The 20,284-nt window shown below is 65.2% G+C and carries 17 protein-coding genes; 8 read left to right on the top strand and 9 right to left on the bottom strand.

The window, feature by feature from the left end; all coding sequences use genetic code 11:
- The first annotated feature begins 13 nt into the window (after window positions 1–13).
- Window positions 14–691, top strand: coding sequence for a FadR/GntR family transcriptional regulator (locus C7449_RS07490; RefSeq protein WP_108002185.1), 678 nt, complete (start codon window positions 14–16; stop codon window positions 689–691).
- The gene (locus C7449_RS07485; protein WP_108002184.1) at window positions 688–1,995 is read left to right on the top strand and encodes a CynX/NimT family MFS transporter; all 1,308 of its coding nucleotides are present in this window, start codon (window positions 688–690) and stop codon (window positions 1,993–1,995) included. The genes C7449_RS07490 and C7449_RS07485 overlap by 4 nt, the downstream gene beginning before the upstream one ends.
- A gap of 7 nt (window positions 1,996–2,002) precedes the next feature.
- On the opposite strand, the gene C7449_RS07480 is transcribed toward C7449_RS07485, so the two are convergent.
- Window positions 2,003–3,052: a GlxA family transcriptional regulator gene (locus tag C7449_RS07480; protein ID WP_108002183.1), complete on the bottom strand. Its 1,050-nt coding sequence runs from the start codon at window positions 3,050–3,052 to the stop codon at window positions 2,003–2,005.
- Window positions 3,053–3,177: 125 nt separating this feature from the next.
- Between C7449_RS07480 and C7449_RS07475 the strand changes: the two genes are divergently transcribed.
- A complete protein-coding gene (locus C7449_RS07475; RefSeq protein WP_170115822.1) occupies window positions 3,178–4,245 on the top strand; it encodes a GlxA family transcriptional regulator in 1,068 nt (355 codons plus the stop codon).
- Window positions 4,246–4,363: 118 nt separating this feature from the next.
- Here C7449_RS07475 and paaK read toward each other — a convergent pair whose 3' ends face one another.
- The 3 genes from paaK to paaG are packed head-to-tail and all read right to left on the bottom strand — an operon-like array spanning window position 4,364 to window position 6,960.
- Window positions 4,364–5,695 (bottom strand): phenylacetate--CoA ligase PaaK, encoded by a 1,332-nt coding sequence (paaK, locus tag C7449_RS07470; RefSeq protein WP_108002181.1) that lies wholly within the window; start codon window positions 5,693–5,695, stop codon window positions 4,364–4,366.
- 36 nt (window positions 5,696–5,731) lie between these two features.
- On the bottom strand, window positions 5,732–6,178 hold the full coding sequence (paaI, locus tag C7449_RS07465) for a hydroxyphenylacetyl-CoA thioesterase PaaI (protein WP_108002180.1): 447 nt from the start codon (window positions 6,176–6,178) through the stop codon (window positions 5,732–5,734).
- Window positions 6,175–6,960, bottom strand: coding sequence for a 2-(1,2-epoxy-1,2-dihydrophenyl)acetyl-CoA isomerase PaaG (gene paaG, locus C7449_RS07460; RefSeq protein WP_108002179.1), 786 nt, complete (start codon window positions 6,958–6,960; stop codon window positions 6,175–6,177). The genes paaI and paaG overlap by 4 nt, the downstream gene beginning before the upstream one ends.
- A 123-nt stretch (window positions 6,961–7,083) precedes the next feature.
- On the opposite strand from paaG, the gene paaN reads away from it, so the two are divergent.
- Genes paaN through paaZ form a run of 4 tightly spaced genes read left to right on the top strand, consistent with a single transcriptional unit; the run spans window position 7,084 to window position 14,099 of the window.
- Window positions 7,084–8,739 carry a phenylacetic acid degradation protein PaaN gene (gene paaN / locus C7449_RS07455; protein WP_108002178.1) on the top strand — a complete coding sequence of 552 codons (1,656 nt, stop codon included), beginning with the start codon at window positions 7,084–7,086 and terminating at the stop codon, window positions 8,737–8,739.
- Between the two features lie 22 nt (window positions 8,740–8,761).
- Window positions 8,762–9,970 (top strand): 3-oxoadipyl-CoA thiolase, encoded by a 1,209-nt coding sequence (gene pcaF / locus C7449_RS07450; protein WP_108002177.1) that lies wholly within the window; start codon window positions 8,762–8,764, stop codon window positions 9,968–9,970.
- A gap of 1 nt (window position 9,971) precedes the next feature.
- Window positions 9,972–12,053, top strand: a complete 2,082-nt coding sequence (locus tag C7449_RS07445; RefSeq protein WP_108002176.1) for an FAD-dependent oxidoreductase — start codon at window positions 9,972–9,974, stop codon at window positions 12,051–12,053.
- 27 nt (window positions 12,054–12,080) lie between these two features.
- Window positions 12,081–14,099 (top strand): phenylacetic acid degradation bifunctional protein PaaZ, encoded by a 2,019-nt coding sequence (gene paaZ / locus C7449_RS07440; RefSeq protein ID WP_108002175.1) that lies wholly within the window; start codon window positions 12,081–12,083, stop codon window positions 14,097–14,099.
- 228 nt (window positions 14,100–14,327) lie between these two features.
- On the opposite strand, the gene C7449_RS07435 is transcribed toward paaZ, so the two are convergent.
- From C7449_RS07435 to C7449_RS07415, 5 genes are all read right to left on the bottom strand, one after another.
- Entirely contained in the window at window positions 14,328–15,422 is a 1,095-nt protein-coding gene (locus tag C7449_RS07435; RefSeq protein ID WP_108002174.1) for an ABC transporter ATP-binding protein, read from the bottom strand.
- A 6-nt stretch (window positions 15,423–15,428) separates the two neighbouring features.
- Complete coding sequence (locus C7449_RS07430; RefSeq protein ID WP_108002173.1) at window positions 15,429–16,250, bottom strand: ABC transporter permease; 822 nt, start codon at window positions 16,248–16,250, stop codon at window positions 15,429–15,431.
- Window positions 16,247–17,092: an ABC transporter permease gene (locus tag C7449_RS07425; protein ID WP_108002172.1), complete on the bottom strand. Its 846-nt coding sequence runs from the start codon at window positions 17,090–17,092 to the stop codon at window positions 16,247–16,249. Before C7449_RS07425 ends, C7449_RS07430 begins: the two co-directional genes overlap by 4 nt.
- 161 nt (window positions 17,093–17,253) lie before the next feature.
- On the bottom strand, window positions 17,254–18,390 hold the full coding sequence (locus tag C7449_RS07420) for an extracellular solute-binding protein (RefSeq protein ID WP_108002171.1): 1,137 nt from the start codon (window positions 18,388–18,390) through the stop codon (window positions 17,254–17,256).
- A gap of 92 nt (window positions 18,391–18,482) precedes the next feature.
- Complete coding sequence (locus C7449_RS07415; protein WP_108002170.1) at window positions 18,483–19,394, bottom strand: LysR substrate-binding domain-containing protein; 912 nt, start codon at window positions 19,392–19,394, stop codon at window positions 18,483–18,485.
- Between the two features lie 96 nt (window positions 19,395–19,490).
- Here C7449_RS07415 and C7449_RS07410 point away from each other — a divergent pair, with 96 nt between their 5' ends.
- On the top strand, window positions 19,491–20,270 hold the full coding sequence (locus C7449_RS07410) for a creatininase (RefSeq protein ID WP_108002650.1): 780 nt from the start codon (window positions 19,491–19,493) through the stop codon (window positions 20,268–20,270).
- Window positions 20,271–20,284 lie beyond the last annotated feature (14 nt).

The raw sequence follows: 20,284 nt of genomic DNA, 5'->3' as shown, positions 1-20,284 counted from the left end.
TTGAGTCGACGTCATGCAATCCCTGAGCAAGATCAACCTGGCCGACAATGCCGTCGAGGCGATCCGCAACGAGATCCTCGGGCGACGCTGGGCCGTTGGCGACAGGCTGCCGAACGAGGCGGGTCTGTCGGCCATGCTCGGCGTCAGCCGCGGAACGGTCCGGGAGGCAGTGCGGGTCCTCGTCGCACAAGGCTACTTGGAAACGCGTCAGGGCTCCGGCACCTATGTGCTTTCGACCGCAGATGCCAGCCGGCCGCTGACGATCGCGCGCGGCGCCGGCCTGCGCGACCAGTTCGAGGCGCGCTGTGCACTCGACAAGGAGGCCGCACGGCTTGCCGCTCTCCGCCGCACGCCGGCGGTGATCGCCAGGCTGCGCAGCCTGCTTGCCGAACGGGGCAACTACCAGGGCGGCGACAGGGCCACCTTCGTCGCGCGCGATCTTGCCTTCCACCAGGCCGTGATCGCCGCATCGCAAAACAAGGTGCTGGTGGGCATGTATGACTTCTTCTCGACATTGATCGCCGAAACCATCGAGGCAACGCTCGGTGAGGACCTGCCGGAGCCGGACATGGAGGCTCATGCGGCGATCGTCGATGCCATTGAAACCGGCGATCCGGAAAAGGCGGAGGCGGCCGTGCGCCGTTTCATGGCGCCGGTCCTGTCCGCCCTCGACCGATTGCTGACATCATGACGAACCCTACCCTGGACGATCCCGCCGCGATCGACCTGATCGATGCCGAAGCTGACAGCCTGCCGGCGCCCGAGGCGCATCGGCCGCCGACGGCGATGGCGCGGTTGCTGCTGGGCGCCAGTCTCGTGCTGATCGCCTTCAACCTGCGGCCGGTGTTTTCGAGCGCCTCGGCGCTGCTGCCCGAGATCCGCAGCATGTTCGGCCTGTCGCCCTTCGGGGTCAGCCTGCTGACGACGCTGCCGGTCGTCTGCCTCGGCCTGTTTTCGCCGCTGGCGCCGCGGCTTGCGCAGCGCATCGGCACCGAGCGCACCCTGCTCGGCGTCGTCCTCCTGCTGGCGCTCGGCACGGCGCTGCGGGGCCTCACTGCCGTTCCCTTGTTGTTCGTCGGCACCGCGCTTGCCGGCGCCTGCATCGCGGTCGGAAACGTGCTGCTGCCGGGGCTCGTCAAGCGCGACTTCGCCGACCGGGCGGCGCTGATGACCGGATGCTATACGATGGCGCTCTGCGCCGGGGCAGCCGGGGCGGCCGGCCTCACCCTGCCGATCGAGCACGCGCTCGGCGGTTCGGTCAGCGGCGCGCTCGCGGCCTGGGCCATCCCGGCGCTCGTCGTCGCCTTCCTCTGGTTTCCGCAGGTCCTCGGCTCGCGCTCGCAGGCAAAACGCACCGGCTTTCGCGTCGAAGGCCTGTGGCGCGACAGGCTCGCCTGGCACGTCACGCTGTTCATGGGCCTCCAATCCGCGCTTGCCTATTGCATCTTCGGCTGGCTGGTGCCGATCCTGCGCGAACGCGGCCTTGACGGTGTCACCGCCGGGGCGATCGTCTCGGTGTCGGTGATGGTGCAGGCCGGCGCCTGCCTGGTGGCCCCCCATCTCGCCGTGCGCGGCAAGGACCAGCGGCTGATCAATGTCGTGCTGTGCGTGTTTGCCGTCACAGCCCTTCTCGGCCTGCTCTTCGCACCGCTCTGGACGGTCTGGTTCTGGGCCATCCTGCAGGGTATCGGCCAGGGCGGGCTGATCGCCGTCGCCCTGACGGTAATCGTCCTGCGCACGCGCGATCCCCATGCCGCGGCACATCTGTCCGGCATGGCACAATGCGTGGGCTACCTGCTTGCCGCCGTCGGCCCCCTAATTGTCGGCCTGATCCGCGACTGGACCGGCAGTTTTGCCTGGACCTCCGCCCTCTTCGTCGCGCTCGGCCTCGGCGCGGCGGTCAACGGCTGGTTTGCGGGCCGGGCGCTTTACGTGGGGGCCCGCACGGTGCCTGTTCCTCCTGACGCGCCGCTCGAACCCGTCGCGATCCGTTGACGGCGAGCTAGGCGGTCAAGGCCGCGGCCGGGCCTTCAGTGCGGGCCCGCAGCAACTCGCGATGCTTGCCGGGCGTCGAACCGAATCGCCGGGCGTACATGCGGGCGAAGTGGGAGGAATCGCAAAACCCGCAGTCGGCGGCGATCGACGCGACGGAACGCTCGGTCATTTCGATGAGATGGCAGGCGTAGTCGAGCCTCATCGTGAGATAGACGCTGAGCGGGGAGGTGTTCAGGGCCGATTGGAACCGCCGCTCGAGACGACGCTTGTCGCTCTGCATCCGCGCAGCGATGACCTTGATCGGCAATGGTACGTCGAGGCTCTGCTGCATGATCAAAAGCGCCCTCCGCACGACGGGATCGTTCGTCTCGAAATTGGCTGGAAAGCCCGGCTGCGGCGTCTCGCCGACGGCCGCCTCGCTGATCATCATGATGTGCAGGCTTTTCGTCGCCTGCGCGCGGCCGACGTGGCGCTCGACCAGGAACGCGGCGAGATGGGCAGCACTGGCTCCGCCCGAACAGGTCAGCCGGTCACGGTCGACGACGAATATCTGGTCGGAGACCGGCCGCAGCCCGTCGAACTGTTCCAGGAAGTCAGCGTGGTGAAACCAGCTGACGCAGCACCGGTAACCCTGCATTAGGCCCGCACGGTGGAGAACGAAAGCGCCAGTGCACAATCCCACCAGCGGCACGCCGGCCGCAGCGGCCTGCCGCAAATAGCCGTCCACCTTCTCGTCCTTCTGGGCGATCTCGTCCACGAGCCCGCCGACGATCACGATGTAATCGAAGCGGCCCGGATCACCGAAGCGCGCCTGCGGCTGGATGGAGATGCCGCAACTCGACACGATCGGCTGCATGTCGGCCGAAATGACCGACCACTGGCAGTGAATGGGGCGGCTTCGGTCTCCTTCGTCGGCGGCCAGGCGTAAGACGTCGATGAAATTGGCGAAGGCGCAGAGCGTGAAGCGCTTCAGGAGGATGACCCCCACCGAGAGCGATGCGGTTCGACCGCCGAGCCTGATCGGCGAACGAAGAGCGGCGCGGCTCACATTGGACATGATACGTCTCAAACCTTCTGGCGAAATGTCGCGTTTACTCTGTTCGCTCCGACATCCCTCGTCAATACTCGCTCCTGCACGCGCCGGCGGGGAACGGTTTACGGCGTGCTCCAGGGAGGCTTGTCGTGGACGCAATGCAGCACCAAAGACGTCTGTTTGTCTTCTATCTCGTTCCGGACTTCACGATGCTCGCGCTAACCTCGGCGATCGAGTCGCTGCGCCTTGCCAATACCGTGCTCGGTTACGATGCCTATGCCTGGCGCGTGGCATCCGCCGACGGCAATCGCGTGCGTTCGAGCTGCGGCCTGTCGATCGAGCCGGATTGTTCGATCGCTGCGGAGCGCTCGGCCCTGTCGACCTTGTCGCGCCCCGGGATGGCCATTGTCGCGGCCGGCCGGAATGTCGAGAAGCATATGGATCGCAGCGCGGAAGCCTGGCTTCGCGAATGCGGCCGTCGTGGGGTCAAGATCGGCAGCCTGTGCACGGGCGCCTATCTCCTGGCAAGGGCCGGCCTGCTCGATGGCAAGCGCTGCACCATGCACTGGGAAAATCTTCCAGGCTTTGTGGAGCGGTTCTCGAACGTCACCGTGACGACGCGCATCTACGAGATCGACGACAACATCTACACCTGCGCCGGCGGAACGGCAGCGGTCGACATGATGCTGCATCTCATCGGCCAGGACTTCGGTGACCGGATCGTGGCCAGCGTTTCCGAGCAGGCCTTGATGGACCGGGTCCGCTGTTCGTCCGACCGCCAACGGCTGCCATTGTCGGCCCGACTTGGCAGCAGCCATCCGGCCGTGCTGCGGGTCGTCGAGGAGATGGAGGCACACCTGGCCGAGCCGCTCGCCCTGTCCGAGCTTGCGGCCCACGCCGGACTGTCGCGAAGGCAGATCGAGCGGCTGTTCCGCCAGGAGATGAAGCGCTCTCCAGCCCGCTACTATCTTGAGGTTCGGCTGGAGCGCGCCCGCTTGCTGCTGACCCAGACGGCCCTTCCGATCGTCGACATCGCCATCGCCTGCGGGTTCGTGGCGAGCTCGCATTTTTCGAAATGCTATCGGGAGATGTATGGTTGCGCGCCACATGAGACGCGCGCCCGGAACGACGACGTCCGGCCGTATGAAACTCAAACGGAGCCCGGCAGAGCGAGTGACCGGCCGTCGCGGCTTTCGAGTGAACCGGTTGCAGCCTGAAGGCTGACACACCGGTTCGGGGCCGTTGAGGTCCTCGCCCATGCATCGCCTGGCGGCGGCGTATAGCCGCCTGATTCATTGGCGTGCCGAAACCCCGAACGGTTTCAGCCCGTGGGCATCAATCCTTCGGACGCTTGTCAATGACCCGTTTGGCCTTGCCTTCGGAGCGAGCCACGGAGTTCGGGGCCTGGATGGCGATGGCGGTCGAGATGCCGATCGTGTCCTTGATGTGCTTTGCCAGGCGTTGTGCATGCGCCTGCAGCCCTTCGCCGTCCCAATGTTCCTGGCGGGCCTCGGCGAGCACGGTCATCTTGTCCATGCGCCCCTCTCGGCAAAGCTCGATGACGAAATGGCCGGCGCACCAGTCGGTGGCGAGCAGCGCTTCCTCGATCTGGCTGGGGAATACGTTGACGCCGCGAAGGATGATCATGTCGTCGGAGCGGCCGGTGACCTTCTCCATGCGGCGCATGCCCGGGCGAGCCGAGCCCGGCAGCAGCCGGGTGAGGTCGCGGGTTCGATAGCGGATGATCGGGAAGGCTTCCTTCGTCAGCGAGGTGAAGACCAGCTCGCCATATTCGCCGTCCTCGACCGGCATGCCGGTCTCCGGATTGATGATCTCCGGCAGGAAATGGTCTTCCCAGATGTGCAGGCCGTCCTTGGTCTCGACGCATTCCTGGGCAACGCCGGGACCGATGACCTCGGAGAGGCCATAGATGTCGGTCGCCTGCATCTCGAAGGCGTGTTCGATCTCCTGGCGCATGGCATTCGTCCACGGCTCGGCGCCGAAGATGCCGTATTTCAGCGTGGTCGACCGCGGGTCGATGCCGGCCTTGGTGAAGCCGTCGAGCAGCGCCAGCATGTAGCTCGGCGTCACCATGATGATGTCCGGCTGGAAATCGCTGATGAGCTGCACCTGCCGCTCGGTCATGCCGCCGGACATCGGCACGACGGTGCAACCGAGCCGCTCGGCGCCGTAGTGGGCGCCGAGACCGCCGGTGAACAGGCCGTAGCCGTAGGCAACATGCACCATCATGCCCGGCTTGCCGCCGGCCGCGCGAATCGACCGGGCCATGACATCGGCCCACATGTCGATGTCGTTCTTCGTGTAGCCGACGACGATCGGCTTGCCGGTCGTTCCCGAGGAGCCGTGCACGCGGGCGAGCTTTTCCTTCGGCACGGCGAGCATGCCATAGGGATAGGTGTCGCGCAGGTCCTGCTTCACTGTGAAGGGGAACTTGGCGAGATCGGAAAGATCACGGAAATCGGCAGGATGAACGCCGGCCGCGTCGAATTTCCGCCGGTAGAAGGGTACGTTCTCGTAGGCGTGCCGCAGTGACCAGGCCAGGCGCTCGCGCTGCAGCGACTGGATCCGGTCGCGCGAAGCACGCTCATGCTCGTCGAGACCGACGAAGTCCCGACCGGACTGGATGTTGGGGAACCTCATGTTCATATTCTCCTCCGTGTCGGGGCTGTCGTCCAGGCGAAATCAGGCGGGCCGGCCGGCTGCGCCATGGTCAACGAAAGCGCTGCCGAGACTGCGCGAGTGGCCGCGGAACTCGGCGATGGTCACGCCGTCGGCGCTGACCGTCACGTCGTAGATTCCCGAGCGGCCGGAGCGCGAGACTTCTCGCGCCTCGGCGACGAGCAGGTCGCCCAACCGCCCGGGGCGGATGTAGCTGATGCTGCAATGGGCGGCGACAGTCGTCTCGCCATAGGAATTGCAGGCGAAGGCAAAGGCACTGTCGGCAAGCGCGAAGATGAAGCCGCCGTGCGCCGTGCCGTGGCCGTTGGTCATGTCCTCACGGACCTGCATTGCAAGCGTGGCCTTGCCGGGCTCGACGGCGACGATCTCCATGCCGAGTCCCTGGCTGGCGCGGTCGCTCTCCCACATCGTTTGGGCCGAAAGGCTTGCGAGTTCGGCGCCTGTGGTCATTTCGCTTTTCCCGTGAAAGCGGCCGGGCGCTTCTCCATGAAAGCCTTGACGCCCTCTGCATAATCCGGCGTGCGGCCGGCCTGGCGCTGCAGATCGCGCTCCAGTTCGAGCTGGGTGTCGAGGTCGTTGGCGCTTGAGGCCTGCATCGCTTCCTTGATCAGGGCAAGGCCTTGCGTCGGCTGGGTGGAAAAATGCGCGGTGAGAGCTTCAGCCTGGGCCATCAAGCTGTCGTCGTCGATGACCTTCCAGATCAGTCCCCATTCCTCGGCCTTTTCGGCGGAAAGCGGCTCGGCGGTCAGCGCCAGGGCCCGGGCGCGGGCCTCGCCGATCAGGCGGGGCAGGAAGAAGGTGCCGCCGGAATCCGGCACGAGGCCGATCTTGGCGAAGGACTGGATGAAGCGGGCCGAGCGGGCGGCGAGTACGATGTCGCAGGCAAGGGCGATGTTCGCACCGGCACCGGCGGCGACGCCGTTGACGGCGCAGACGACCGGCTTGCGAAGCGCCCGCAGGCGACGCACCAGCGGATTGTAGAAGGTTTCAATCGTTTGGCCGAGGTCCGGCGGTCCATCCGTGCCGACCCGGTCGGACAGGTCCTGCCCGGCGCAGAAGCCGCGGCCCTCGCCGGTCAGCAGCACGGCGCGACAGCTTTCATCAGCGGCCTCGTCAAGTGCTGCGGCAAGTGCGCGGTGCATCTCTTCATTGAAGGCGTTGAGCCGGTCGGGACGGTTCAACGTGATCCTGGTCCAGCCGTCGCGCAGGTCCACCTTGATCGTCGACGTCACTGTCTACCTCCGTTGGCCGGGTCACAAGTTTCACTTGAATTGACCGATCGTTCGGTTAATAATTAGCGGAAATCGAGCCGGTGTCAACTATCAAGCACGATCGCGCCGAACATGGAGGAATCGATGACCAAGCTGTTCGAAACGCACGCCGGTCTGCTTGCCGACGCGGTAAAGGCCATCGAGGAGCGCGGCTTCTGGAGCGCCTTCTCCGAAGTCCCGCGCAGCTATGGCGAGACGCTGCCGGAAGAAGGCAAGGCCGCCTTCGAGGCGCTGCTCGGCAAGCCCTTCCCGCTCGACCAGAGCGAAGACGACGGCCGCGCCGGCGGCGAGGTCTCGCCCTTCGGCCCGGCCCTCGGCATCACCTATCCACGCACCGGTATCGATCGTCTGATCGAACGGGCGTCGGCCTCTGCCGCCGGATGGGCACAGGCGAGCGTCGAGGCGCGTTGCGGGGTCGCCCTCGAGATCATCGCCAGGCTGAACCGCGCCTCCTTCCTGATCGCGCATGCGGTCGAGCAGACGACCGGCCAGGCCTTCGCCATGGCCTTCCAGGCCGGTGGCCCGCATGCGCATGACCGCGCTCTCGAGGCCGTCGCTTACGCCTATCGGGAAATGACTGACATTCCGCAGGGCGACGTCGCCTGGGAGAAGCCGGCCGGCCGCAAAGTCATCCGGCTTACGAAGGAATTCCACCTCGTGCCGCGCGGCATCGGGCTCGTCATCGCCTGCGCCACCTTCCCGACCTGGAACAGCTATCCGGCGCTCTTTGCCGATCTCGTCACCGGCAACCCGGTGATCGTCAAGCCGCATCCGGCGGTGATCCTGCCGCTGGCGATCACGGTGAAGATTGCCCGCGAGGTGCTGACCGAGGCCGGCTTTGACGCGGATGTCATTCAACTTGCCGTTGACGCCCCCGAGGCACCCGTCGCACAGACGCTTGCCGTTCATCCGGCCGTCGCGCTCGTCGACTTTACCGGCTCTTCCGAGTTCGGCCGCTGGCTGCGCGAAAATGTCCGGGGCAAGCCGGTCTTCACCGAGGAAACCGGCATCAACACCATCGTCATCGACAGCACCGACGATTTTGCGGCGATGTGCCAGAACATCGCCTTTTCGCTGTCCCTCTACAGCGGTCAGATGTGCACGACCCCGCAGGACATTTTCGTCCCGCGCGGCGGCATCGAGACGAACGAGGGCCACAAGAGCCTTGACGAGGTCGCCTCAGGCATTGCCGCGGCGGTCGACGCATTGCTTGCCGATCCGGCTCGTGCCGCAGCAGTTTGCGGCGCAATCCAGAACCCGGCGACGCTGGAGCGGATCGACAAGGCGAGCAGCCTCGGCCGCATCATCCGCCCCAGCGCCCCCGTTGCCGGGCAGGAGGGTGCGCGCACCGCGACCCCGCTGATCCTGGCAGTCGATGCGACGGATGAGGCGGCTTATCCCAAGGAACAGTTCGGCCCGATCAGCTTCGTGGTATCCTGCGAAAATGTCACGGACGCGATCGATCGCGCCACGCGCGCGGCCCGCACGAAGGGCGGTATCACTGCGGCCCTCTACAGCCGCGACAGCGACCTGATCGACAAGGCGGCCGGGCTTTATGCGCAGGCCGGCGCTCCGCTCTCGGTCAACCTGACCGGCGGCATCTATGTCAACCAGAGTGCCGCCTTCAGCGATTTCCATGTCACCGGCGCCAACCCCGCCGGCAATGCCTGCCTGACCGATACGGCCTATGTCGCCCAGCGCTTCCGCGTTGTCTGCGTCCGCCGTCCGGCAGCGGCCTGAACCGCATTCCAAGGAGGATTTCATGTCGGAAGCCTATATCTGCGACTTCACCCGCACGCCGATCGGCCGCTATGGCGGCGCGCTGAAGGACGTCCGCGCCGACGACCTTGCCGCCCATCCGCTGCGCGTGCTGAAGGAGCGCAATCCCGGCATCGACTGGGAAGCGGTGGACGACGTGATCCTCGGCTGCGCCAACCAGGCAGGCGAGGACAATCGCGACGTGGCGCGCATGGCGGTGCTGCTGGCCGGCCTGCCGGTGAGCGTGCCGGGCACGACGATCAACCGCCTCTGCGGCTCTGGCCTCGATGCCGTCGGCATGGCGGCCCGCGCGGTCAAGGCCGGCGACGCCGAGTTCGTGATCGCCGGCGGCGTCGAGAGCATGACCCGCGCGCCCTTCGTCATGGGCAAGGCGACCGACGCGTTCTCGCGGCAGGCGGAGATCTTCGATACCACGATCGGCTGGCGTTTCGTCAATCCGGTGCTGAAGGCGCAGTACGGCGTCGACTCGATGCCGGAAACGGCAGAGAACGTCGCCGCCGAGTTCAACATTTCACGCGAGGACCAGGACCTCTTTGCGTACCGCTCTCAGCAGCGGACCAAGGCCGCGCAGGATGCCGGCTTCTTCGCCGGCGAGATTTCGCCGATCGAAGTCGCCGGCAAGAAGGGTGGGGTGACGACGGTCAGCGTCGACGAACATCCGCGCCCGGAGACGACGCCGGAACAGCTCGCCAAGCTGAAGGCGCCGTTCCGAAAAGAGGGCGGCTCGGTGACGGCCGGCAACGCCTCGGGCGTCAATGACGGGGCCGGCGCGCTGATCATCGCTTCGGAAGCCGCCGTCAAGCGCTACGGCCTGACGCCGCGCGCCCGTGTCGTCTCGGTCGTCTGCGCCGGCGTCGCTCCGCGCATCATGGGGATCGGTCCGGCCCCGGCGACCAAGAAGCTGCTTGAAAAGACCGGGCTCTCGCTCTCCGACATCGACCTGATCGAGCTGAACGAGGCCTTCGCCTCGCAGGGGCTTGCGGTGCTGCGCCAGCTCGGCCTGCCCGACGACGCCGAGCACGTCAACCCGCATGGCGGCGCCATCTCGCTCGGCCATCCGCTCGGCATGTCGGGTGCGCGCCTTGCCATGACGGCCGTCAGCGCCCTGGAAGGGCGTGGCGGCAAGCGGGCAATCGCCACCATGTGCATCGGCGTCGGCCAGGGGATCGCCGGATTGATCGAAAGGGTGTGACATGACCAGCCCTGCCCATCCCGTTTCCATCACCCGCCATGGCGGGGTCGCACTCCTCACCATCGATTACGCGCCCGTCAACGCGCTGTCCAAGGCGGTGCGCGAGGGGTTGCTTTTTGTCGCTTCGGAGGTGGCCTCGGACGACAGCGTCACCGCCGCCGTCCTCTATGGTGGCCCGGGCCGCTTCATTGCCGGCGCCGACCTGAAGGAAATGGCGCTGCCGCCGGACGAGCCGTTCCTGCCCGACGTGGTGGCGGCGATCGATGCGCTGGAAAAGCCGGTGGTCGCGGCGATCGACGGGGCTGCCCTCGGCGGCGGCCTCGAGATCGCGCTTGCCTGCGACTACCGCATCGCCGGTCCGAAGGCGATACTCGGCCTGACGGAAACGCGGCTCGGCATCATCCCCGGCGCCGGCGGCACCCAGCGGCTGCCGCGCCTGACCGGCATGGCGGCAGCCATCACCCTGATCGCCGAGGGCAAGATCCTGAAGGCGGCGGAAGCCGAAAAGCAGGGCATCATCGATCGCGTCGTCGAGGGCGACCTGCTCGCCGCCGCAATCGCAGCGGCGGAGACGATGGACAAGCGCCGCGTGCGCGAATTGCCGGTTCCCGAAGGCGACGAGGCCGAAGAGGAAGCGGCCGCCGCGGCAGCGATCTCCCGCGCCAAGGGCGTGCCGGCGGTGACAGAGGTCATCCCGATCATCCGCACCGCGCGCAATCCGGCCTTCTCCGACGGGCTAGCCACCGAGCGCGCCGCCTTCCTGCAGTTGCGGGAGAGCGCGGAAGCGAAATCCTTGCGCCACCTGTTTCTCTCCGAACGCGAGGTCTGGAAGGTGCCGGGGCTGCAGGGTGTTGCCGCCCGACCGGTCGCCAAGGTGGCCGTCATCGGCGCCGGCACGATGGGCGCCGGCATTGCCGTGGCGCTCGCCGATGCCGGACTGACGGTTACCGTCCTTGAACGCGACGAGGCGGCAGCCGCGACAGGCCGGGAAAGGGTGAAGGGGCTCTATGAGCGGCAGATCAAGAGCGGCCGCATCAGCAGCGAAATCATGGCCGAGCGGCTTGGCCGTCTGACGGTCGGCGCCGACTGGAACGTGCTCTCCGGGCAGGACCTCGTCATCGAGGCGGCCTTCGAGGACATGGCGGTGAAGACCGATATCTTCAGGCGGCTGGACGCGCTTTGCCGGCCGGGGGCGATCCTTGCTTCGAACACTTCCTATCTCGACCTCGACGCGATCGCCGCCGTGACGAAGCGGCCCGAAGATGTCGTTGGCCTGCATTTCTTTTCGCCGGCCAACATCATGAAGCTGCTGGAGGTGGTGCGGGGCGAGAAGACCAGTGGTGAAACACTTGCAACCGCGCTGGCGCTGGCGAAGAAAATCGGAAAGATTCCCGTCGTCGCCGGCAATTGCGACGGCTTCGTCGGCAACCGCATCTACGCCGTCTATCGCCGCCACGCCGAGTACCTGATCGAGGACGGCGCTTCGCCGGAACAGGTCGACGCGGCGCTGGAGGCCTATGGCTTTGCCATGGGCATCTTTTCCGTCTCCGACATGTCCGGCCTCGACATCGCCTATGCGATGCGCAAGCGTCGCGCCGCCGGCCGCGATCCGGGAGAGCGCTATGTGACGATCGCAGACACGCTGGTGGAGGCCGGCCGGCTCGGCCGCAAGACGGGCGCCGGCTGGTATGCCTATGACGCCGCCGGCAAGAAATCGGTCGATCCGATGACGACGCAGACGATCGAGGCCGCCCGCGCGGCAAAGGGCATTTCGCCCCGCGCCTTCACGCCGGAAGAGATCCAGCGCCGCCTCGTCGCCGTCATGGCGAACGAAGGCGCCAAGGTGCTTGCCGAGGGGATCGCGTTGCGCGCCTCCGACATCGATCTCGCCTTCGTCAATGGCTACGGCTTCCCGCGCCTGAAGGGCGGCCCGATGTGGGCGGCCGATCAGATCGGCCTTGCCCACATCCTCGAAGAGGTCGAGGCGGCGCACAAGGCCGGCGGTGTCGGCTCCGAGCCCGCTCCGCTTCTCATTGAACTCGCCGGCACGGGCAAGACCTTTGCCGCGTGGCGCCGCCACTGACGCGTGCCGCAAACAGGAGACCATGCCATGTCAACCATCCTGAAGAGCTATGTCGAGGACCGCTGGTTCACCCCGGAAGGCGGCTTTGCCGACATTCCGAGCGCGATCGATGGCCGCGTCGTCGCCCGCGCCTCGACCAAGGGCCTCGATTTCGCCGCAGCCCTTCGCCATGCCCGCGAGATCGGCGGGCCGGCGTTGCGCGCGCTCACCTTCCACGAGCGTGCAGGGATGCTGAAGGCCATCGCGGTCTATCTTAACGAGCGCAAGGAAGAGCTCTACCAGTTGGCCTTCGACACCGGTGCCACGCGCCGCGACAACTGGATCGACATTGACGGCGGCATCGGCACGCTGTTTGCCTATGCCTCGCGCGGCAAGAAGGAGCTGCCGAGCGAGCGCTTCGTCATCGAGGGCGAGACCGAGCCTCTGTCCAAGGGCGGCACCTTCGTCGCCCGCCACATCCTGACGCCGCTGACCGGCGTCGCCGTCCATATCAACGCCTTCAACTTCCCCTGTTGGGGCATGCTGGAGAAGCTGGCGCCGACGATCCTCGCCGGCGTGCCGGTGATCACCAAGCCGGCGACGGCGACCGCCTATGTGGCGGAAGCCTGCGTGCGGATGATCGTCGAAAGCGGCATCCTGCCGAAGGGCGCCCTGCAGTTCATCGCCGGCTCCACCGGCGACCTGCTCGACCACCTAACCGGCCAGGACGTCGTCTCCTTCACCGGCTCGGCCGACACCTCCGAAAAGCTGCGCAATCACCCGTCGATCTCGCGCAATGCGGTGCGCTTCATCGCCGAGCGCGATTCGCTGAACGCCGCGGTACTCGGACCGGATGCGGTGCCGGGCACGCCGGAGTTCGAGATTTTCGTCAGGGAAGTGGCGCGCGAGATGACGGTGAAGGCCGGGCAGAAGTGCACCGCGATCCGCCGCGTTCTCGTGCCCCGGGCGCAGGAGAAGGCCGTGACCGAAGCGCTGAAGGCGGCACTTGGCAAGGCTGTTCCCGGCGATCCGCGCCTCGACGAGACGCGGATGGGCGCCCTTGCCTCGCGCGCGCAGCGGGCATCGGTTGTCGAAGCGATCGAGGAATTGCGCAGCGAGGCGGAGATCGCCTTCGGCCACGTCGACATTCCCGAAGGCGAAGGCGCTTTCTTTGCGCCGGTACTCTTGCGTTGCGACCAGCCGCTGAAGGCGAAGAAGGTCCACTCGGTGGAGGCGTTTGGCCCGGTCGCGACGCTGATGCCCTATGACACGCTGGACGAGGCAGTCGAGCTGGTGAAGAAGGGCGAGGGCAGCCTCGTCGCCTCCGTCTACACCTATGACGCCGATGTCGCCGATGCGCTGATCTTCGGCATCACCCCCTATCACGGCCGCGTGCTGGTGCTCGACCGCGACTGCGCCAAGGAATCGACCGGCCACGGCTCGCCGCTGCCGGGTCTCGTGCACGGCGGCCCGGGCCGGGCCGGCGGCGGCGAGGAGATGGGCGGACTTCGCGGCGTATTTCACTACATGCAGCGCACAGCCCTGCAGGGCTCGCCCGGACGGATCGCCCAGATCACCCGGCGCTGGACGAAGGGTGCGGCCGCACCGGTCACGCCCGAGCATCCCTTCAAGCGCAACTATGAAGGGCTCAAGGTTGGCGAGACGGTGGAAACGCCGTCGCGCACGATCAGCCTGGACGACATCGAGCATTTCGCCCGCTTCACCGGCGACGAGTTCTATGCGCACATGGACGAGGAGGCGGCGAGCGCCAATCCGTTCTTCCCGGGCCGGGTGGCGCACGGCTACCTGATCCTGTCCTTTGCCGCAGGCCTGTTCGTCGATCCGGCGCCGGGCCCGCTGCTCGCCAACTACGGCCTCGACAACCTGCGCTTCCTGAAACCCGTCTCGCCCGGCGATTCGATCCGCGTGCGGCTGACGGTGAAGGACAAGAGGGCGGCACGCAGCCCGGAATACGGAGAGGTGCGCTGGGATGCCGAAGTCTTCAACCAGCACGACGAGACGGTCGCCCGCTATGACCTCCTGACGATGAGCGCCCGCACGGTCTGAGGCCAGGGGACTGACGCGAAGTCGCAGGCGGCCGCCCCTCCCGACGGGAAAGGCGGACACGCCCTGGGCCGCCGGGTCACAGAGCCCGAACGTAGCGTAAACCCGGACGTCGCTGCACCAGCGACGTCCGGCTTATCTCATGAACCGACGACTTGCAGCCGATGACCGTTCGGTCTTGCCAAAGATCGACCGGTTCCGTCGACCGACTAGCGAGCGGAATGTCCCGGCTCACTCGCCCGGCAGAATGTGCGCCGCCTCGGGGCGCCAGGACAGCCACACCTGGGCACCGGGTGAAAGATCCAGGTGCTCCAGTTCCTCATGGCTCTTCTGGGCCTTCAGCTCGAGCCCTCCCGCAGGGTTTTCGAGGTGAACGACAGCGGTGGCGCCGACGAATTCCTCGCCGACCACCGAAGCCCGCAGGGCGTTGCCGGTCTCCGGCCGCTGATTGCTCAGTTGGATCCGGTCATCCGAAACAACGAAGGTCGCCTTGTCGCCCTTGCCGAGCGCCTTGGCGGCGCCGGATACCGCGTCGAATTCGCCGGCCGGCGTCGCGATCCGGATCATCCCGTTTCCAGCCGTCGTCACCTGGCCGCTGAAAATGTTGGAGGAACCGAGGAACTCGGCCACGAATTTCGTTCGCGGAGCGCGGTAGATCTCCTGCGGGTTACCGATCTGCTCGATCCGGCCGCGGCTCATGATGACGACGCGGTCGGCCATCGAGAACGCCTCGGACTGACTGTGGGTCACATAGACGAAAGTGATCCCGAGTTCGCGCTGCAGATTGGAAAGCACCGTCTGCATCCGCACCTTCAGATGGGCGTCGAGCGCGGACAGGGGCTCGTCGAGCAGCAGGATTTCCGGCTCGGTGACCAGCGATCGGGCCAGCGCCACGCGCTGGCGCTGGCCGCCGGACAGGTGGGCGACGTTACGGTCGGCGAATTCTGTGATCTGCATCCGCTCGAGCCACTCGTCGACCCGGCGTTGCCGTTCCGCCTTCTCGATCTTGCGCATCCGCAGGCTGAACTCGACGTTCTCGCGCACGGTGAGGAACGGGAAAAGCGCCAGGCTCTGCCATACCATCGGCGTGTCGCGCTGCCATGTCGGCAGGTCGTTGATCCGTTTTCCAGCAAGCCGAATTTCACCTTCGGTCGGCGCCTCGAGGCCGGCCAGCATGCGCAGCGTCGTGGTCTTGCCGCAGCCGCTCGAACCCATGATCGCCAGGAACTCGCCCTTTCGGATCTCGAAATCGACGCGCTCGACGGCGAGGAACTGACCGAACTTCTTGATGACGCCGTCGAAGACGACCAATGCTTCCGTTGACATTCAGGGTTACTCCACTTTTCCGGCGGCTTTCGGCGCGGCACTGCGTTTCATGAGAAGGAGCTGGGCGAGCACCACAAGGGTCATCGAGACGAGGAACACGAAGGTGCCGATGACGTTGATGCGTGGGCTCACCTGGCCCTGGAGGAAGCCGAGGACCTTGACGGGCAGCGTCTCGTGCAGCCCGGATACGAACCAGGCGACTGCGAACTCGTCGAAGGACACGGCCATGGTGATGAACAGGGCGGCAAAGATGGCCGGCCGGCAGAACGGCACGATCACGTGCCGCATCGCCATCCACTCGGACGCGCCGAGGTTCCATGCCGCCGCTTCGAGTGAGGGATCCATCTGCGACAACCGCAGGCGAATGATCGCCATGGCGAACGGGGCGCACATCACCACGTGGGCGATGATCACCGAATAGATCTCGCCGGAAAGCCTGATGTTGGCCAGGAACGCCAGCATCGCCAGGCCGAGAATGACGACCGGAATGGTCGGCGGCAGCAACGCCAGCGCCAGGTAAACGGGCTTTCCGAAGAAGCGGTAGCGGAAGTCGGTGTAGGCGGCGCCGAAGCCGATGGCCGTGGCCGTCAGGGAGACGACAACGCCGGTCACCAGCGTGTTGCGCAGGCCCTCCCAGACGAGCGGATCGGCATAGACGGCTTCGTACCAGATGGTCGAGAAGCCGCCGAGCGGCATTGACGGGAAACGGTCGACGTTCAGCGAGAAGACGAAGCTCGCGGCGATCGGCGCGAAGATGAAGGCGAACGACAGTAGGATATAGAGCTTCAATCCCCAGTCGATCCATTGATTGCGGTTGTGTGGGCTCATCGTCCGCGCTCCCTGTAGGCGTAGCTCACGGCGGCGAAGGCGACGCAGAGCAGGGTTGCGATCATGGTCAGGGCGATCACCGCGGCGCGCGGCCATTGCTGCCCGGACTTGGTGGTGTCGGTGATCAGGATGGAGAGCGTCGGCGGATCACCGCCGCCGAGATAGAGCGGGCTGACGAAATCCCCGAAGGTGAGGATGAAGCAGAAGAGCGCGGCGATCACCAGCCCGACCTTGGCGGACGGCATGACGACCTCGAAGACGGTGCGCAGCCGGCCGCATTGCAGGTTGTGCGCCGCCTCGATCAAGGTCCTGTCGACGAAGATCAGGCTGAAGAGCTGCAGCAGCACCACCAGCGGAAAGCACAGGGTGAGATAGCCGACCATCACGCCGAAGTCCGAGTTCAGCATGGGAAACGGCCCAAGCCCGACCCGTGCCAGCGCCGCGTTGATGATGCCGTTGTCAGACAGGAATATCTGCCAGGAATAGACGCGGACGAGGTAGCTGGTGAAGAACGGGATGACCATCATGAAGATGGCCCAGCGCCGCGCGGTCGGCGACAGCTTGAAGGCAATGCCGTACGAGCAGGGAAAGGCAAGCACGCTGGCGACCATGGCTGCGACCGCCGACAGGATGACCGTCCTCAGGTAGGCCTGCCAGAAGACGGCACGTCCCAGGACGCGCGTCCAGTTGTCCGGATTGAAATCCGGCTCCATTCGGAAGTTCTTGACGGACCAGAAGCTCAAGGCGATCAGGAAGACGAGCGGAGCCAGAAAGAACATTACCTGCCAGATCGCCATCGGCAGTGAAAACGTCATCCCATACAGGGTAATCGATTTGCGCATTACGAATGTCCCGGCCACGGCAGACGAGTTGTTATCGCCCGGCGGTGGCGAATGATCCCAAGAGAAAGGGCGGGACTGATGCCCGCCCCCTCACGGCGCTGCGCGCAACCTTGCCGGAATCAGCGCGCTGACGTCCGGGGTAGCCGTATGGCTGCCGGCGATCACGTTGCCTTGTAGTCGGACCAGAAGTCGTTCCAGTCTTCAAGGCTCTGCTGCACCGGCAGCTGCCGGTACTTGATGCGGCCTGCGCGGATCAGATCCATCACGTTGCTCTCGTTGAGCAGCATGCCCTGACGCTTCGCCTCTTCCGGCGTTTCCTTGGCCAGCAGCTCCCATCCCTTCTTGTTCGGGATCAGGCAGGGATAGGCCGCCATGTTGGCCGACTTGACCTGGCCCTTGGCCGAGGTGATGTACTGGATCCACTTCTTGGCGAGATCGGCCTTCTGCGAGCCCTTGCCGATGGAGAAGGATTCGGTGAACTGCAGCCCGCCTTCCTCTGGGATTTGGGTGCGCACCTTGGCGCCGCCCTTTTCGAGGGCGCCGGTGATCCAGTCGCCGATGCCGGCCATGACCAGCATCTGTCCGTTCTGCAGCGACGAAAAGGTGCCGCCGTAGTCGAAGAAGCCGCCGATCTGCGGGCGCAGCGTCTTCGTTACTTCCTGCACTTTTTCCCAACCGGCTTCGTCGATGTCATAGGGAGAAGCATTGCCGTTCAGCAGGCTGATCTGGCCGAGATTGGGCAGGTGCCAGTCGAAATGGCCGACCTTGCCCTTGAGCTTCTCGTCCCAGTAGACCTTGTAGGTAGAGGCCTCTTTCTCGGTGATGGCCTCGGTGTTGTAGGCGACCCCGAGGAAACCGAAGCGGGTGATCACCGAATAGAGTTCGTCACCCTCCCAGTGGCCGGGGAACTTCTGGAACTCCGGAAAGAAGTCGTCGAACGGATAGTCGGCAGGATCGAGCTTCTCGATATAGCCGGCCGCATTGAGCTGCTGTACGTATTCGGCGTCCGACAGGATGATGTCGAAGGTTCCGGGAGGAGACTGGGCGATCAGCCCCAGCATGTTGTCGCCGCCGGTATAGTATTTCGGCTTGAACTTGACGTTGTGCTCGGCCTCGAACTCGGCCACGACGTCCGGTTCGGCGTGACCGTACCAGGCGAGCATGTTCAATTCGACCGGCGCGGCAAAAGCCAGCCGGCTCACGAAGGGCGTGGCGAGCGCGCTACCGCCGAGGACGGCAGCACCCTTCAGAATTGTGCGCCGACTATGGCATCCTGAAAGTGTTTTCTTGATAGACATTGAAGTTCCCCTAGTTCTGTTGTTTCCAGAAATCGTAGTAAGGGGCAATACATTTGGAAAATTAATTCTAATAATTTTCGCATTAGCCTCGCTTATTGGCGCACCAGCTCCACCCGGTTCATCGCCACGGGGGACACGCCGGCTTCATCCAAGCGTGCGATGACATGATTGACCAGTCCGATACCGGCATCGGACAGGCGCGGATGCTTGTAGAACAGGCCGACCCGGATCTCGGCCAGCGGCGGGAATCCGTCCCGCTCGTCAAGCGCCCGCATCCCCGGGAGCATCGTATAATGCGTCAGCGCACTGACGCCGAGCCCGTTGATCACGGCGTTCTGGAGGCCGGAGATGCCCGACCCGGTATAGGCCACGCGCCAGCGGATCTGGGCATTGTCCAGGGCCTGGATCATCCGCGCGCGGTAGGCGCAGCCTTCCGGGTGCGCGGCCAGCGGAATGCCGAGCAACGGGTCGAATGTGGCGTTTTCGGCCGCCGCCCAGATGGGCCTCTCGATCCAGGAGCGCGACAGATACTGTGACTGCTCGTTATTGACCATGGCAACGGCGAGGTCGAGTTCATCGGAGCGCAAGCGATCAAGGATCTCGGCGCTCCATCCGCAGTGCAGTTCGAGCGAGATGTCCGAATGCTGCCGGGTATACTCGGTGATCAGTCCCTGGAGGAATGCCACGGCATAGTCGTTCGGCAGGCCGACGCGGAGAACGCCCGCAATCTTCGAGCGATTGAAGTAGGACCCGGCTTCATCGTTGAGGCGCAGGATTTCCCGGGCATAGCTCAGAAGGATCTCGCCTTCTCCGGTCAGAACGAGCGCCCGGCCGACCTGCTTGATGATCGGCGCGCCGACAAGTTCCTCGAGCCGGCGGATCTGCAGGGAGACGGCCGGCTGGGTCCGGCCGAGCGCGTCTCCGGCCTTGGTGAATGCCCCGAGGTCGATGACCGAGACAAAGGTACGCAAAAGATCAGTCTGAAAATTGACGAAGTTGCGCATTTACATTTCTCATGGAGCAATGACGATAATAAATTTCACATATCGAATCGGGAAACGCAAACATTCTTCCTCTCATGGAGAAGGAGGAGAATGGACATGCCTGCCGATTCAGTTTTTGCCGCGGAATTGCCCTGGCCGGACTACGACGCCAAGGTCAGGGACGGGACCGTTCCGATCCTGATCCCGATCGGCTCGATGGAGCAGCATGGCCATCATATGCCGATGCATGTCGACGTGCTTCTGCCGGTCGAATTTGCCCGCCGGGTCGCAGAATCGATCGGCGCTCTGGTGGCGCCACCCTTCACCTACGGGTACAAGTCGCACCAGAAATCCGGCGGCGGAAACCACCTTCCCGGCACGACCAGCCTCGATGGCGCGACGCTGGTCGCGGCCTTGCGCGACGTGATCAAGGAATTCGCCCGGCATGGGGTTCGTAGAATCTGTCTGGTGAACGGCCATTTCGAGAATTCCTGGTTCATCATCGAGGGCATCGACCTGGCGCTGCGCGAACTGCGCTGGGGCGGCATCGACGACGTGAAGATCGTGGTGTTGTCCTATTGGGATTTCGTCGACAAGGCGACGATCGCGAAGCTCTACCCGGACGGCTTTCCCGGCTGGGAAATCGAACATGGCGGCGTACTTGAGACATCGCTGATGCTGGCGCTGCATCCGCATATGGTGCATCTCGAGCGTGCCATCGAGCATGCGCCCGCCAGTTTCCCGCCTTATGACGTCTATCCGCCGAAGCCCGAATGGACGCCGCAGAGCGGCACGCTTTCCTCGCCCAAACAGGCTTCCGAGGAAAAAGGACGGATCCTGCTCGATGTCTGCGTCCGAGGCATCGTCGATGCGCTGCGTACCGAGTTTCCCGGCTGACGAGCCAGCATTCC

Origin of the sequence: Mycoplana dimorpha (assembly GCF_003046475.1) — a bacterium.
GTDB classification, from domain to species: domain Bacteria; phylum Pseudomonadota; class Alphaproteobacteria; order Rhizobiales; family Rhizobiaceae; genus Mycoplana; species Mycoplana dimorpha.
Note: the sequence above shows the minus strand (reverse complement) of the source record. Positions and strands in the feature narration are given on the sequence as shown.

What these genes read in the sequence shown, in the direction of transcription:
- pcaF (WP_108002177.1), top strand. Translation starts at nt 8,762, where the DNA reads ATGTCGGAAGCCTATATCTGCGACTTCACCCGCACGCCGATCGGCCGC.
- paaI (WP_108002180.1), bottom strand. Translation starts at nt 6,178, where the DNA reads ATGACCACAGGCGCCGAACTCGCAAGCCTTTCGGCCCAAACGATGTGG.
- C7449_RS07445 (WP_108002176.1), top strand. Translation starts at nt 9,972, where the DNA reads ATGACCAGCCCTGCCCATCCCGTTTCCATCACCCGCCATGGCGGGGTC.
- C7449_RS07480 (WP_108002183.1), bottom strand. Translation starts at nt 3,052, where the DNA reads ATGTCCAATGTGAGCCGCGCCGCTCTTCGTTCGCCGATCAGGCTCGGC.
- C7449_RS07435 (WP_108002174.1), bottom strand. Translation starts at nt 15,422, where the DNA reads ATGTCAACGGAAGCATTGGTCGTCTTCGACGGCGTCATCAAGAAGTTC.
- paaK (WP_108002181.1), bottom strand. Translation starts at nt 5,695, where the DNA reads ATGAACATGAGGTTCCCCAACATCCAGTCCGGTCGGGACTTCGTCGGT.
- C7449_RS07420 (WP_108002171.1), bottom strand. Translation starts at nt 18,390, where the DNA reads ATGTCTATCAAGAAAACACTTTCAGGATGCCATAGTCGGCGCACAATT.
- C7449_RS07415 (WP_108002170.1), bottom strand. Translation starts at nt 19,394, where the DNA reads ATGCGCAACTTCGTCAATTTTCAGACTGATCTTTTGCGTACCTTTGTC.
- paaN (WP_108002178.1), top strand. Translation starts at nt 7,084, where the DNA reads ATGACCAAGCTGTTCGAAACGCACGCCGGTCTGCTTGCCGACGCGGTA.
- C7449_RS07425 (WP_108002172.1), bottom strand. Translation starts at nt 17,092, where the DNA reads ATGCGCAAATCGATTACCCTGTATGGGATGACGTTTTCACTGCCGATG.
- paaZ (WP_108002175.1), top strand. Translation starts at nt 12,081, where the DNA reads ATGTCAACCATCCTGAAGAGCTATGTCGAGGACCGCTGGTTCACCCCG.
- C7449_RS07410 (WP_108002650.1), top strand. Translation starts at nt 19,491, where the DNA reads ATGCCTGCCGATTCAGTTTTTGCCGCGGAATTGCCCTGGCCGGACTAC.
- C7449_RS07430 (WP_108002173.1), bottom strand. Translation starts at nt 16,250, where the DNA reads ATGAGCCCACACAACCGCAATCAATGGATCGACTGGGGATTGAAGCTC.
- C7449_RS07485 (WP_108002184.1), top strand. Translation starts at nt 688, where the DNA reads ATGACGAACCCTACCCTGGACGATCCCGCCGCGATCGACCTGATCGAT.
- C7449_RS07490 (WP_108002185.1), top strand. Translation starts at nt 14, where the DNA reads ATGCAATCCCTGAGCAAGATCAACCTGGCCGACAATGCCGTCGAGGCG.